At 55.5% G+C, this 13,089-nt stretch carries 10 protein-coding genes; 5 read left to right on the top strand and 5 right to left on the bottom strand.

Annotated elements, in window-relative coordinates:
- Nucleotides 1–47: 47 nt before the first annotated feature.
- From xylR to xylF, 4 genes are read right to left on the bottom strand one after another with little or no spacing between them, the layout of a single operon-like run.
- Nucleotides 48–1,226 carry a D-xylose utilization transcriptional activator XylR gene (xylR, locus tag B3511_RS02225; protein WP_040077890.1) on the bottom strand — a complete coding sequence of 393 codons (1,179 nt, stop codon included), beginning with the start codon at nucleotides 1,224–1,226 and terminating at the stop codon, nucleotides 48–50.
- A gap of 43 nt (nucleotides 1,227–1,269) precedes the next feature.
- Entirely contained in the window at nucleotides 1,270–2,451 is a 1,182-nt protein-coding gene (gene xylH, locus B3511_RS02220; protein WP_040077891.1) for a xylose ABC transporter permease XylH, read from the bottom strand.
- Nucleotides 2,429–3,970, bottom strand: coding sequence for a xylose ABC transporter ATP-binding protein (locus B3511_RS02215; RefSeq protein ID WP_286772294.1), 1,542 nt, complete (start codon nucleotides 3,968–3,970; stop codon nucleotides 2,429–2,431). The genes xylH and B3511_RS02215 overlap by 23 nt, the downstream gene beginning before the upstream one ends.
- A gap of 58 nt (nucleotides 3,971–4,028) precedes the next feature.
- Nucleotides 4,029–5,021: a D-xylose ABC transporter substrate-binding protein gene (gene xylF, locus B3511_RS02210; protein WP_040077894.1), complete on the bottom strand. Its 993-nt coding sequence runs from the start codon at nucleotides 5,019–5,021 to the stop codon at nucleotides 4,029–4,031.
- A 371-nt stretch (nucleotides 5,022–5,392) separates the two neighbouring features.
- Here xylF and xylA point away from each other — a divergent pair, with 371 nt between their 5' ends.
- Nucleotides 5,393–6,715: a xylose isomerase gene (gene xylA / locus B3511_RS02205; protein ID WP_286772293.1), complete on the top strand. Its 1,323-nt coding sequence runs from the start codon at nucleotides 5,393–5,395 to the stop codon at nucleotides 6,713–6,715.
- Nucleotides 6,716–6,778: 63 nt separating this feature from the next.
- Entirely contained in the window at nucleotides 6,779–8,233 is a 1,455-nt protein-coding gene (xylB, locus tag B3511_RS02200) for a xylulokinase (protein ID WP_286772292.1), read from the top strand.
- A 31-nt stretch (nucleotides 8,234–8,264) separates the two neighbouring features.
- Here the strand turns inward: xylB and B3511_RS02195 are convergent, their stop codons facing one another.
- Nucleotides 8,265–9,260 carry an acyltransferase gene (locus tag B3511_RS02195; protein ID WP_212478145.1) on the bottom strand — a complete coding sequence of 332 codons (996 nt, stop codon included), beginning with the start codon at nucleotides 9,258–9,260 and terminating at the stop codon, nucleotides 8,265–8,267.
- 190 nt (nucleotides 9,261–9,450) lie between these two features.
- Here B3511_RS02195 and B3511_RS02190 point away from each other — a divergent pair, with 190 nt between their 5' ends.
- The 3 genes from B3511_RS02190 (at nucleotide 9,451) to glyS (ending at nucleotide 12,900) form a co-directional block, all read left to right on the top strand.
- The gene (locus tag B3511_RS02190; protein WP_411815390.1) at nucleotides 9,451–9,747 is read left to right on the top strand and encodes a YsaB family lipoprotein; all 297 of its coding nucleotides are present in this window, start codon (nucleotides 9,451–9,453) and stop codon (nucleotides 9,745–9,747) included.
- 159 nt (nucleotides 9,748–9,906) lie between these two features.
- Nucleotides 9,907–10,818 carry a glycine--tRNA ligase subunit alpha gene (gene glyQ, locus B3511_RS02185; RefSeq protein WP_003860141.1) on the top strand — a complete coding sequence of 304 codons (912 nt, stop codon included), beginning with the start codon at nucleotides 9,907–9,909 and terminating at the stop codon, nucleotides 10,816–10,818.
- A gap of 9 nt (nucleotides 10,819–10,827) precedes the next feature.
- Entirely contained in the window at nucleotides 10,828–12,900 is a 2,073-nt protein-coding gene (gene glyS, locus B3511_RS02180) for a glycine--tRNA ligase subunit beta (RefSeq protein ID WP_207292763.1), read from the top strand.
- Nucleotides 12,901–13,089: the final 189 nt, after the last annotated feature.

Genomic DNA, 13,089 nt, shown 5'->3' with positions numbered 1-13,089 from the left:
ATAAAAACGCCTTCCATCCGGAAGGCGTTTTCTTTGCTCATTCAGCGTTAAATTAATACTTCGCTATGACGATCGCGATAATCCTTCGGCGTGGTGTCGTACTCTTTTTTAAATACCGAATAGAAATACTGCAGCGACGGATAACCACACATTTGCGAAATTTCGTTGATAGAGAGTGAGGTCGAAATTAACAGACTGCGCGCTTTCTCCAGTTTCTCGGCATGGATCACCGCGTGGATAGTCTCCCCCACCTCCTCTTTAAAACGCTTCTCCAGATTTGAGCGGGAAATCCCCACCGCATCCAGGACTTGATCTACCTTTATGCCTTTGCAGGCATGGTTGCGGATATAGTGCATGGCCTGAATAACCGCCGGATCGTTAAGCGAACGGTAATCGGTAGAGCGACGTTCCACCACGCGTACCGGCGGCACCAGCAGGCGTTGCAAAGGGAGATGTTCATTATCCAGCAGGCGGTGCAGCAGCTTGGCGGCCTGATACCCCATCTGGCGAGTTCCCTGCGCCACTGACGATAACGCCACCCGTGACAGGTAGCGGGTCAGCTCTTCGTTATCGATGCCAATCACGCACAGTTTTTCCGGTACCGGGATGTGCAGATGCTCGCAAACCTGCAGCACATGGCGTGCGCGGGCATCCGTCACGGCGATGATGCCGGTTTGCGGCGGCAAGGTTTGCAGCCAGTCGGCCAGGCGGTTCTGCGCGTGCTGCCAGTTTTCCGGCGCAGTTTCCAGCCCCTGATAGACCACCCCGCGATACTTCTCTTTCGCCACCAACTGACAGAACGCATACTCACGCTCGGCAGCCCAGCGTTTGCCGCTCGAGGCGGGCAGGCCATAGAAGGCGAAGCGATGTACCCCTTTTTCTTTCAAATGCAGAAACGCGCTCTCAACGAGCGCGTGGTTGTCGGTCGCGATGTAGTGCACGCCGGGATAATTTTCCGGCGCGTGATAGGATCCGCCGACGCCCACGATGGGCAGGTCGACATCTTTCAGCAGTTGTTGGATGACGTCATCGTCGTAGTCGGCGATCACACCGTCACCCAACCAGTCTTTAATGTTTTCGATGCGGGTGCGGAAATCCTCTTCGATAAAGATATCCCACTCCGATTGCGACGCCTGCAAATATTCACCAACGCCCTCTACCACCTGGCGGTCGTAGGCTTTATTGGCATTGAACAACAACGTAATGCGGTGGCGCTTCTCAAACATGGCACGCTTTTCCCAGTGTCATTGACAGGTGACCGATTTATCTTCAGGCACGTCGCTTGGTGGCTGAATCCATCCATACCGCCAGCAGCAAAATGGCGCCCTTAACGATATATTGCCAGAATGTCGGCACGTCCATCATACTCATTCCGTTATCCAGAGACGCCATAATAAATGCCCCCATCACCGCACCCGCCACGCTGCCAATCCCCCCGGCGAGACTGGTTCCACCAATCACACAGGCGGCAATCGCATCCAGCTCGGCGATATTGCCCGCAGAGGGTGAACCGGCTCCCAGACGTGAGCTTAAAATCAGCCCGGCAATCGCCACCATCAGGCCGTTGATAGCAAAGACGGCGAGCTTAGTGCGCTCAACGTTAATGCCGGAAAGGCGAGCGGCTTCAATGTTGCCGCCGATGGCATAAATTCGCCGACCAAATGCGGTGCGCGTCGCCATGAACATTCCCGCCAGCAGCAGTAAAACCAGCAACAGCACCGGCGTCGGTACGCCGCGATAGTCGTTAAGCAACCAGATAGCACCCAGCACGATCACCGCCGTCAGCGCCTGACGCCCCACGAATGGTGCCGCGGTGGGCGCAGCGAGCCCCAGCGCCTGGCGACGCATTCTGCCACGCCACTGCCAGGCGACAAACGCCATCAGGCCAATGGCGCCCAGGGTAAAGCCAATACCATCGGAGAGGTAACTTTGACCAATCTGTGACATAGAGGCGCTGGTGGGCGACACGGTGGTGCCGTTGGTAATACCAATCAGAATGCCGCGGAAGGCCAGCATCCCGGCGAGGGTCACAATGAATGAGGGTACTTTACGGTAGGCCACCCACCAGCCGTTCCAGGTTCCGAGCAGCAAGCCGAGCAGCAGGGTAACAACCACGGTCAGCGGCAGCGGCCAGCCCAGCCAGACATCAAAAATCGCCGCCACGCCGCCCAGCAACCCCATCATCGACCCGACCGAAAGGTCGATCTCCGCAGAGATAATCACAAACACCATGCCCACCGCCAGGATGCCAGTTATGGCGGTCTGACGCAGCAGGTTAGAGATATTACGCGCGCTGAGATAAGAGCCGTCCGTCATCCAGGTGAAGAACAGCATGATCGCCACAATCGCGGCGATCATCACAAAGACCTGCAAATTCAGCGCTTTTAGACCCGAAAAGGCCCCTGGCGTTGGCACGGCGACTTTCACTTCAGACGGGTTGCTTTTCGACATGACGTTCGCTCCTTAATGCGGCTTCCATTACCTGCTCCTGCGTCAGGTTCTGGTTTTTCAGGTTGGCTTTGAGTTTCCCTTCGTGCATAACCAGCACCCGATCGCTCAGCCCCAGCACTTCAGGCAGTTCTGAGGAGATCACAATGACGGCAATGCCCTGCTGCACTAGCTGGTTAATCAATTTGTAGATTTCATATTTCGCGCCAATGTCGATGCCGCGCGTGGGCTCATCGAGAATTAAAATGCGTGGATTGAGCAGCAGACAGCGGGCCAGAATCGCCTTCTGCTGGTTACCGCCGCTCAGGCGACCAATCGCCAGATCGGGCGATGAGGTTTTGACCTTCAGACGTTGCAGGGAGTGCAAAATACAGTGCTGCTCGGCAGCGTCGTCCAGGCTGCTCAGGGTTCCGGAGAACTGATCCAGAGCCGCAAGGGTGATATTTTTCCCCACCGCCATGACCGGCACGATGCCATCTTTCTTGCGATCTTCCGGCACCATGGCGATACCCTGGGCGATGGCCTGCTGACAGTTGTTGATGGTGACCGGTTGCCCGTCGATAAAGAGGGCCCCTTCGCGCCGACCGGGCCAGACGCCAAACAGGCACTGCATCGCTTCGGTACGCCCGGCGCCCACCAGGCCGGCGATACCGAGGATCTCTCCCCGATGCAAAGAGAAGGAGATATCGTTGACGCGCTTAATGTGGCGGTTCACCGGGTGCCACGCGGTGAGGTGCTCCACGCGCAGCACCTCTTCTCCAATGGTGTGGGGTTCGTTGGGGTAGAGCGCCGTCAGCTCACGTCCCACCATCATGGTAATAATGTCATCTTCGCTCATCCCCTCTGCGGCACGGGTGCCAATATGCTGCCCATCGCGAATCACGCAGATGGTGTCAGAGATGGCTTTCACTTCGTTCAGCTTGTGCGAAATATAGATGCAGGCAATCCCGTGGTTTTGCAGGTCACGAATGATGTCCAGCAATACCGCGGTCTCCTGTTCGGTGAGGGACGCCGTAGGTTCGTCGAGGATCAACAAGCGCACCTGTTTATTGAGCGCTTTGGCAATTTCCACCAGCTGCTGTTGCCCCAGCCCTAAGTCGCCGACTCGGGTATCGGGCGAGATCGCCAGGCTCACCTGCGCCAGCAGTTTCTCGCAGCGCAAAGTCATGGTGTCGTAATCCAGTACGCCGTGGCGGCTTAGCTCGGCACCGAGAAAAATGTTTTCCAGCACCGTGAGGTGTTTCACCAGCGCCAGCTCCTGATGAATGATGGCGATGCCTTTGCGCTCCGTATCGCGAATGTGGCTGGCCTGTAATGTCTCGCCCGCGAAGACGATTTCGCCGTCATAGCTGCCGTGGGGATAAATGCCGCACAGCACCTTCATGAGCGTGGACTTGCCGGAGCCATTTTCACCGCATAACGAGACGATTTCCCCGGCATTTAAGCGCAGACTAACGTTATCGACCGCTTTCACGGCGCCAAACGCTTTGGTGATACTTTTCATTTCCAGTAGATAAGACATAACTGCCCCGCATGCCCTGAGGAGAGATCAGGCCCCCGGAGGTGGGGGCCATACTGGATTAGAGTTCGCTCTTTTTATGGAAGCCGTCTTTGATGACCGTGGCGTCAATGTTCTCTTTATTGACTTCGATAGGGGTCAGCAGGCGGGCAGGGACATCTTTCAGGCCATTATTCAACGACGCATCCGCTTTAGGCTGCTGACCGTTGCCCAGCTCAACGGCAATTTCTGCTGCGGTGGTTGCCAGCTCGGTGATGGGTTTATAGACCGTCATGGTCTGCGTGCCGGCAACAATGCGTTTAACCCCAGCGAGGTCGGCATCCTGGCCGGAGATGGCGACTTTACCTGCCAGCCCCTGGGCGCTCAGCGCCTGGATGGCACCGCCGGCGGTGGCATCGTTGGAGGCGACAACGGCATCAATATGGTTGTTATTTGCCGTTAACGCGTTTTCCATAATTTTCAGTGCGTTTTCGGGTAACCAGCCATCGGCCCACTGATCGCCAACCACTTTAATCTTGCCGCCGTCGATATAAGGTTTCAGCACTTTCATCTGTCCCTGGCGGAACAGTTTGGCGTTGTTATCTACCGGCGAGCCGCCCATCAGGAAGTAATTGCCCTCAGGCACCTTGGCCACCAGGCTTTGCGCCTGCAGTTCACCCACTTTCTCATTATCAAAAGAAATATAATAATCGATATCGGCGTTATTAATCATCCGGTCATAAGCCAGGACTTTAATACCTTCTTGTTTTGCTTCTTTGATGACGTTACTTAATACCTGACCGTTGTAAGGAATAATGACTAATACGTCGACGCCGCGGTTAATCATATTTTCAATTTGCGACATCTGGGTCTCTTCATTGCCATTGGCAGACTGAACAAACACTTTGGCGCCTAATGCTTCTGCTTTATTCACAAAAATGTCGCGATCTTTTTGCCAGCGCTCCAGACGGAGATCGTCAATCGCCATTCCGATTTTGACTTCTTTCGCATGACCCGCCGCGCTCGCCAAAACGAGAGAGGCGCAGAGGGTGAGGCATAGATTCTTTATCTTCATAATTTTATAGCCTTTTTGTAGGGTGATGATGCTGAGATAAAAGAAACCTTCACTGCAGGAGACGCAACAAATTCTTAACGGGGAAAGGCAGGCTGGCAATTACAGATTTTTATCTTCTCGTTATGATATTTGGTTTATTTTCGAATTTATGACCGCGATCGGATTTTAAAAAACGTAAGCCATTAATTACACATCGATCTGGAATTAATGCCGAAAAATTAGCTTCTCTGCAGATTAATTTTGCGAGCCAGCGCACGTTTGCGCATTCTCTCAATAGCAGTGTGAAATAACGTAATTGAGCAAGCGGGAATGTCTATTCACTATTACTCCAGAATCACTTTTTCGCCGTATCCCTGATTATGGAGCTCAATATGCAAGCTTATTTCGACCAACTCGAACGCGTTCGTTACGAAGGGCCAAAATCCGCTAATCCATTAGCGTTTCGTCACTACAATCCGGATGAGCTGGTGCTGGGTAAGCGCATGGAAGACCACCTGCGTTTCGCCGCCTGTTACTGGCACACGTTCTGCTGGAATGGCGCCGATATGTTTGGTGTAGGCGCGTTTGACCGCCCGTGGCAGCAGCCTGGTGAGGCGATGGAGCTGGCAAAACGTAAAGCTGACGTCGCATTTGAATTCTTCCATAAACTGAACGTGCCTTATTACTGTTTTCACGATGTGGATGTCTCGCCTGAAGGCGCGTCGCTGAAAGAGTATCTGAATAACTTCGCCCAGATGGTTGATGTGCTGGCTGAGAAACAGCAACAAAGCGGCGTCAAACTGCTGTGGGGTACCGCTAACTGCTTCACGCATCCGCGTTACGGTGCGGGTGCGGCCACCAACCCGGATCCGGAAGTGTTCAGCTGGGCCGCGACTCAGGTGGTGACGGCCATGAATGCCACGCATCAACTGGGCGGCGAAAACTACGTTCTGTGGGGCGGCCGCGAAGGCTATGAAACGCTGCTGAACACCGATCTGCGCCAGGAGCGCGAACAGATTGGGCGCTTTATGCAGATGGTGGTCGACCATAAACATAAAATTGGTTTCCGCGGCACGCTGTTGATTGAACCGAAACCGCAGGAGCCGACCAAGCATCAGTATGACTACGATGTGGCGACCGTTTACGGCTTCCTGAAGCAGTTCGGCCTGGAAAAAGAGATTAAAGTGAATATCGAGGCTAACCATGCCACCCTGGCAGGGCACTCGTTCCACCACGAAATCGCCTCTGCTATCGCGCTGGGTATCTTCGGCTCTGTCGATGCCAACCGTGGCGATCCGCAGCTGGGCTGGGATACCGACCAGTTCCCGGTGAGCGTGGAAGAGAACGCGCTGGTGATGTACGAGATTATCAAAGCGGGTGGCTTCACCACCGGTGGCCTGAACTTTGACGCCAAAGTGCGCCGTCAGAGCACCGATAAGTATGATCTGTTCTATGGTCATATTGGGGCGATGGATACCATGGCGCTTTCCCTGAAAGTGGCGGCGCGCATGATTGAGGACGGCGAGCTGGATAAGCGCGTGGCAAAACGCTACGGCGGCTGGAACAGTGAGCTGGGCCAGCAAATTTTGAAAGGCCAGTTATCACTGACGGAGGTGGCGAAGTACGCTGAACAGCATAACCTGGCACCGCAGCACCAGAGTGGCCATCAGGAGTTGCTGGAAAACCTGGTCAATCATTATCTGTTTGATAAGTAATCGCCCAACCCGTATGCCCGGCCGCACTATGCTGCCGGGTCATTTTGTTAAGGAGTTACCACTATGTATATCGGGATCGATCTTGGCACATCGGGTGTGAAAGCTATCCTGCTTAGCGCCCAGGGAGAGGTGCTGGCTGCGCATACCGAAAAACTGGATGTCTCGCGCCCGCATCCGTTGTGGTCTGAGCAGGATCCTGAACAGTGGTGGCTGGCGACAGATCGCGCCATGAAGGCGCTGGGCGCGCAACATAGCCTGCATGAAGTTAAGGCGCTGGGCATTGCCGGACAGATGCACGGTGCCACGCTGCTGGACAAAAACCAGCAGGTACTACGCCCGGCGATTCTCTGGAATGACGGTCGCTGCGGTGAAGAGTGCGCGATGCTAGAAGCGCGGGTACCTGATTCGCGTGACATCACGGGCAACCTGATGATGCCGGGCTTCACCGCGCCAAAGTTATTGTGGGTGCAGCGCCATGAGCCAGAGATTTTCTCCCGGGTCGCAAAAGTGCTCTTGCCAAAAGATTATCTGCGTCTGCGGATGACCGGCGATTTTGCCAGTGATATGTCGGATGCCGCGGGCACCCTGTGGCTCGATGTGGCGAAGCGCGACTGGAGCGACACCATGCTGGATGCCTGTCAGCTTTCCCGTGAGCAGATGCCCAAACTCTATGAAGGCAGCGAAATCACCGGTGCGCTCACCCCCTCTGTCGCGCAGGGCTGGAATATGCCTGCCGTTCCGGTGGTGGCAGGCGGTGGCGATAATGCCGCAGGTGCGGTTGGTGTCGGCATGGCCGATGCCGGGCAAGCGATGCTGTCGCTGGGGACATCCGGGGTCTATTTTGCCGTGAGTGATGGCTATCGCAGCAATCCGCAGAGCGCTGTGCACAGTTTTTGTCATGCGCTGCCAGGGAAATGGCATCTGATGTCGGTCATGTTAAGTGCGGCCTCCTGCCTTGACTGGGCGGCGAAGCTGACCGGGCTGGGCACGGTGCCAGCGCTCATTGACGCGGCGCAGCAAGCAAATGAAGAGGCGGACGCCGTCTGGTTCCTGCCCTATCTTTCGGGTGAGCGTACGCCGCATAACAACCCCAACGCTAAGGGCGTCTTTTTCGGCTTAACGCATCAACATGGCCCTGCCGAGCTGGCGCGTGCGGTGCTGGAGGGTGTGGGGTATGCACTGGCTGATGGCATGGATGTGGTACATGAATGTGGACTGCGTCCCACCAGTATTACGCTTATCGGCGGCGGGGCTCGGAGTGCGTACTGGCGGCAGATGCTGGCAGATATCAGCGGGCATCAGCTCGATTATCGTACCGGCGGTGACGTCGGCCCGGCACTGGGGGCGGCGCGGCTGGCGCAAATCGCGGTGAACCCGAACACGCCTTTAGCCAGTTTGCTGCCACAGCTGGCGCTGGAGCAGCAGCACTCGCCTGAGGCCGCGCGTCACGCACGCTATGCCGAGCGACGCGAGGTGTTCCGCAAGATCTACCAGCAGCTGCAGCCGCTCATGTCCTGAAAATAGAGCCGGGCGACATGCCCGGCCTTGATTAACTGACAAAACGGCGCGTATCAATACGTTGCAACAGCATCGATAGCAGCAGACTCACCGCCACCGTGACGGTAAAAATCCAGACGATATCCAGCAATGGCCAGCTCTTCAGCTCTATGCCGCGCGTACGCAGGGCGTGGATCACCAGCGCATGGAAACCATAAATCGCCAGCGAGTGGCGGGAGATCAGCCCCAGTATCGGCAAGGGCCGGCTGTTCATGGTGTTTTTGGCAATGATCAGAAGCGACACCGCACAGATAAAGACCGCAGGGCCACAGTAGAGATACCAGGTGTCCGCAAAGGCTCCGCGCCATTGCAGTTCGTGCATTGTCCCCCGCGAGATAACCAGCACCGCCGCCAGGAACAGGGCGGTAGATAACCCGGTCAGCCAGGGTTTACGCGTATCCATCATGCCCAGCGCGCGGCCGAGCATACCGTACAGCACGTAGTAAAAAGTATCGCCATTGATATAGAGATTAATGGGCAGCCATTCAAAACCGCCGATCTTTTGCGATACCGTATTCGGGTTCGCCACCACGCCGACTACCACCATCAGCGCCAGTAGCATCCTCCCGCTGACGTTCTTGACCTGGATGAGCGGTGACATCAGGTAGATAACGATAATCGCGAAGAAGAACCACAAGTGATAGAAAACCGGCTTCTGCAGCAGGTTTGTCAGCGAAAGTTCGCTGTTAATTGAAGTGAACAGTGTGATGTAGAGGAAAGCCACCAGGCTATAAAACAGCAGGCAGAGCCCGATGCGTAAAAAGTGTCGTGGGCGGGCACTACGCTCACCAAAAAAGAGAAAACCGGAAATCATAAAAAAAAGCGGCACGCTGACGCGCGACGCAGAGTTCAAAATATTGGCAATATCCCAGTTAACCAGGCTGACACTGTGGGCGTTGGTAATATACCAGGTGGTAGTATGGATCATCACTACCATTAAACAGGCGATCCCTCGCAGATTATCAATCCAGCTAATTTTTTCCTGCATCCTTCCCTCGGTTTCCTCATTAAAAAGGGTATGACTCTTGATTATCACCAGCCGCTCACTGGATAAATCTGAGTTTAGGCCGGTCCGTCTTGCCCAGGCGTGGCCTGATTCGCAGAATAGGTCACCTTATTCTATAAAGCGTAGAGTGTAAAAATAACCGCCACCGCTAAGGGCGATAATAAATATGATGATGCGAGCAATGTTACTGCTGTTACCTGCGCTGTTGGCGGGGTGTAGCTCGTCAGATGCGCCACCGCCGCAAACCGCGCAGAACCTCAAGGTAAGCCCAACGCGGTCGCTGGATATGGAGGCGTTATGCCGTGGCGAAGCAGCTCACCGTTACAATACCGGTACGCAGACTATCGACGTGACTGGGTTTGAACAGTTCCAGGGCAGTTATGAGATGCGCGGCCTGACATCCCGCAATGAGAACTTTGTCTGTTCTTTTGATGCAGAAGGGCAGTTTTTACATCTTTCTATGCGTTAATCCCGCTGCAAACAGCCTGCCAGGCCGCTTTCTGCCGCGGGCTAGCCCGCTTATTTCCCAATTTTCCTTAAACACCCCCGTTTCGTACTGTATATCTTCCAGCCGACGGGTATACTGATCCCTTCCATTTAAAACCACACGTATCCAGCACGAAATACTATGCAAAAGTTTGATACCAAGACCTTCCAGGGCCTGATCCTGACGTTACAGGATTACTGGGCTCGCCAGGGCTGCACCATTGTTCAACCTTTGGACATGGAAGTTGGCGCCGGCACCTCACACCCAATGACCAGCCTGCGCGCACTGGGGCCAGAGCCAATGGCTACTGCCTATGTTCAGCCTTCCCGTCGTCCGACCGATGGCCGTTACGGCGAAAACCCGAACCGCTTACAGCACTACTATCAGTTCCAGGTCGTCATCAAGCCTTCTCCGGACAACATCCAGGAGCTGTACCTCGGGTCGCTGAAAGAGCTGGGTATGGATCCAACCATTCACGATATTCGTTTCGTGGAAGATAACTGGGAAAACCCAACGCTGGGTGCCTGGGGTCTGGGCTGGGAAGTGTGGCTGAACGGCATGGAAGTGACGCAGTTCACTTACTTCCAGCAGGTGGGTGGTCTGGAATGTAAACCGATCACCGGTGAGATCACCTACGGTCTGGAACGTCTGGCAATGTATATTCAGGGCGTAGACAGCGTTTACGACCTGGTCTGGAGCGACGGCCCGCTGGGTAAAACCACCTACGGCGACGTGTTCCATCAGAACGAAGTGGAACAATCCACTTATAACTTCGAATATGCGGACGTGGACTTCCTGTTCACCTGCTTCGAGCAGTACGAGAAAGAAGCGCAGCAACTGCTGGCGCTGGAGACTCCGCTGCCGCTGCCAGCCTACGAGCGTATTCTGAAGGCCGCCCACAGCTTCAACCTGCTGGACGCCCGCAAAGCTATCTCCGTGACTGAACGTCAGCGTTATATCCTGCGTATTCGCACCCTGACCAAAGCCGTTGCAGAAGCTTACTATGCGTCCCGTGAAGCCCTTGGCTTCCCGATGTGCAACCGAAACAAATAAGAGGCGGCCATGTCTGAGAAAACTTTCCTGGTGGAAATCGGCACCGAAGAGCTGCCACCAAAAGCCCTGCGCAGCCTGGCTGAATCTTTTGCTGCGAACGTGACTGCCGAGCTGGATAACGCCGGCCTGGCGCACGGTAAAATTGAGTGGTTTGCTGCACCGCGTCGTCTGGCGCTGAAAGTGGCCAGCCTGGCGGCGTCACAGCCGGATCGTGAAGTGGAAAAACGTGGCCCGGCCATTGCACAGGCATTCGATGCTGAAGGCAAGCCGAGCAAAGCGGCTGAAGGCTGGGCGCGCGGCTGCGGGATCACCGTGGACCAGGCTGAGCGTCTGACCACTGACAAAGGCGAGTGGCTGCTCTATCGCGCTCATGTCAAAGGCGAAAGCGCAGAAGCGCTGCTGCCAAACATGATCGCCACGTCGCTGGCGAAACTGCCTATTCCAAAACTGATGCGCTGGGGCGCGTCCGACGTGCACTTCGTGCGTCCTGTTCATACCGTGACCCTGCTGCTCGGCGATACCGTCATTCCTGCGACCATTCTGGGCGTGGCGTCCGATCGCGTGATCCGCGGCCACCGCTTTATGGGCGAGCCGGAATTCACCATCGATAACGCAGACCAGTATCCACAGATCCTGCTGGAGCGCGGTAAGGTCATTGCCGACTACGAACAGCGTAAAGCTAAAATCAAAGCGGACGCCGAAGAAGCGGCACGCCAGATTGGCGGAAACGCTGACCTGAGCGACAGCCTGCTGGAAGAGGTGACCTCTCTGGTGGAATGGCCGGTTGTGCTGACCGCGAAGTTCGAAGAGAAATTCCTGGCCGTTCCGGCAGAAGCGCTGGTTCACACCATGAAGGGTGACCAGAAGTACTTCCCGGTTTACGCCAACGACGGCAAACTGCTGCCGAACTTTATCTTTGTGGCGAACATCGAATCCAAAGATCCGATCCAGATTATCTCCGGTAACGAGAAGGTCGTGCGCCCACGTCTGGCGGATGCCGAGTTCTTCTTTAATAGTGACCGTAAAAAACGTCTGGAAGATCACTTGCCTCGCCTGCAAACCGTGCTGTTCCAGCAACAGCTGGGTACGCTGCGCGACAAGACCGACCGTATTGCGGAGCTCTCCGGCTGGATCGCCCGTGAAATCGGTGCGGACGTCAACCACGCCACCCGTGCAGGCCTGCTGTCCAAGTGCGACCTGATGACCAACATGGTCTTCGAATTCACCGACACTCAGGGCGTGATGGGCATGCACTATGCGCGCCATGACGGTGAAGCAGAAGATGTGGCCGTGGCCCTGAACGAGCAGTATCAGCCGCGCTTTGCGGGTGACGATCTGCCGTCTAACCCGGTAGCCTGTGCCGTGGCGATCGCCGATAAGATGGACACCCTGGCGGGTATCTTCGGTATCGGTCAGCATCCTAAAGGCGACAAAGACCCGTTTGCGCTGCGTCGTGCCGCGCTCGGCGTGCTGCGTATCATCGTTGAGAAGAACCTCAACCTGGATCTGCAGACTCTGACCGAAGAAGCGGTGCGCCTGTACGGTGACAAGCTGACCAACGCGAAAGTCGTGGATGATGTTATCGACTTTATGCTCGGCCGTTTCCGTGCCTGGTATCAGGATGAAGGCTATACCGTTGACACCATTCAGGCGGTGCTGGCCCGTCGTCCGACCCGTCCGGCCGATTTCGATGCGCGTATGAAGGCGGTTTCCCACTTCCGTACCCTGGACGCCGCGGCCTCGCTGGCAGCAGCGAACAAGCGTGTTTCCAACATTCTGGCGAAGTCGACTGATAAGCTTAACGAACGCGTAAACGCTGCGACCCTGAAAGAGCCGGAAGAGATCGCTCTGGCGATGCAGGTTGTGGTGCTGCGAGACAAACTGGAACCGGTCTTCGCTGAAGGTCGTTACCAGGAAGCGCTGGTGGAGCTGGCAGAGCTGCGTGACGTTATCGATGCCTTCTTTGAGAAAGTGATGGTGAACGTAGAAGATAACGATCTGCGTATTAACCGCCTCTCTATGCTGGAAAAACTGCGCGAGCTGTTCCTGCGCGTAGCGGATATTTCGCTCCTACAGCAGTAATATGGATGTGATAAAAACCCGCCAGTTGGCGGGTTTTTTTATCGCTACAGGGTGGTGAAAAAAATAACCTTGCCCCCGGCGGCGCACACGCGTTATCCTGACACCCGTTAAATTTCCCTCAGGAGCGCTCCGCCAAAATGAACAACCACGCCTAATGAACCTCGATCCTTGCCGCACGCAACCGCGTCA

The organism is Leclercia sp. UBA1284 (assembly GCF_002308415.1).
GTDB classification, from domain to species: domain Bacteria; phylum Pseudomonadota; class Gammaproteobacteria; order Enterobacterales; family Enterobacteriaceae; genus Enterobacter; species Enterobacter pneumoniae.
This window is presented reverse-complemented; position numbering and strand designations above follow the sequence as displayed.

What these genes read in the sequence shown, in the direction of transcription:
- B3511_RS02195 (WP_212478145.1), bottom strand. Translation starts at nt 9,260, where the DNA reads ATGCAGGAAAAAATTAGCTGGATTGATAATCTGCGAGGGATCGCCTGT.
- glyS (WP_207292763.1), top strand. Translation starts at nt 10,828, where the DNA reads ATGTCTGAGAAAACTTTCCTGGTGGAAATCGGCACCGAAGAGCTGCCA.
- glyQ (WP_003860141.1), top strand. Translation starts at nt 9,907, where the DNA reads ATGCAAAAGTTTGATACCAAGACCTTCCAGGGCCTGATCCTGACGTTA.
- xylA (WP_286772293.1), top strand. Translation starts at nt 5,393, where the DNA reads ATGCAAGCTTATTTCGACCAACTCGAACGCGTTCGTTACGAAGGGCCA.
- B3511_RS02190 (WP_411815390.1), top strand. Translation starts at nt 9,451, where the DNA reads ATGCGAGCAATGTTACTGCTGTTACCTGCGCTGTTGGCGGGGTGTAGC.
- xylF (WP_040077894.1), bottom strand. Translation starts at nt 5,021, where the DNA reads ATGAAGATAAAGAATCTATGCCTCACCCTCTGCGCCTCTCTCGTTTTG.
- xylB (WP_286772292.1), top strand. Translation starts at nt 6,779, where the DNA reads ATGTATATCGGGATCGATCTTGGCACATCGGGTGTGAAAGCTATCCTG.
- B3511_RS02215 (WP_286772294.1), bottom strand. Translation starts at nt 3,970, where the DNA reads ATGTCTTATCTACTGGAAATGAAAAGTATCACCAAAGCGTTTGGCGCC.
- xylR (WP_040077890.1), bottom strand. Translation starts at nt 1,226, where the DNA reads ATGTTTGAGAAGCGCCACCGCATTACGTTGTTGTTCAATGCCAATAAA.
- xylH (WP_040077891.1), bottom strand. Translation starts at nt 2,451, where the DNA reads ATGTCGAAAAGCAACCCGTCTGAAGTGAAAGTCGCCGTGCCAACGCCA.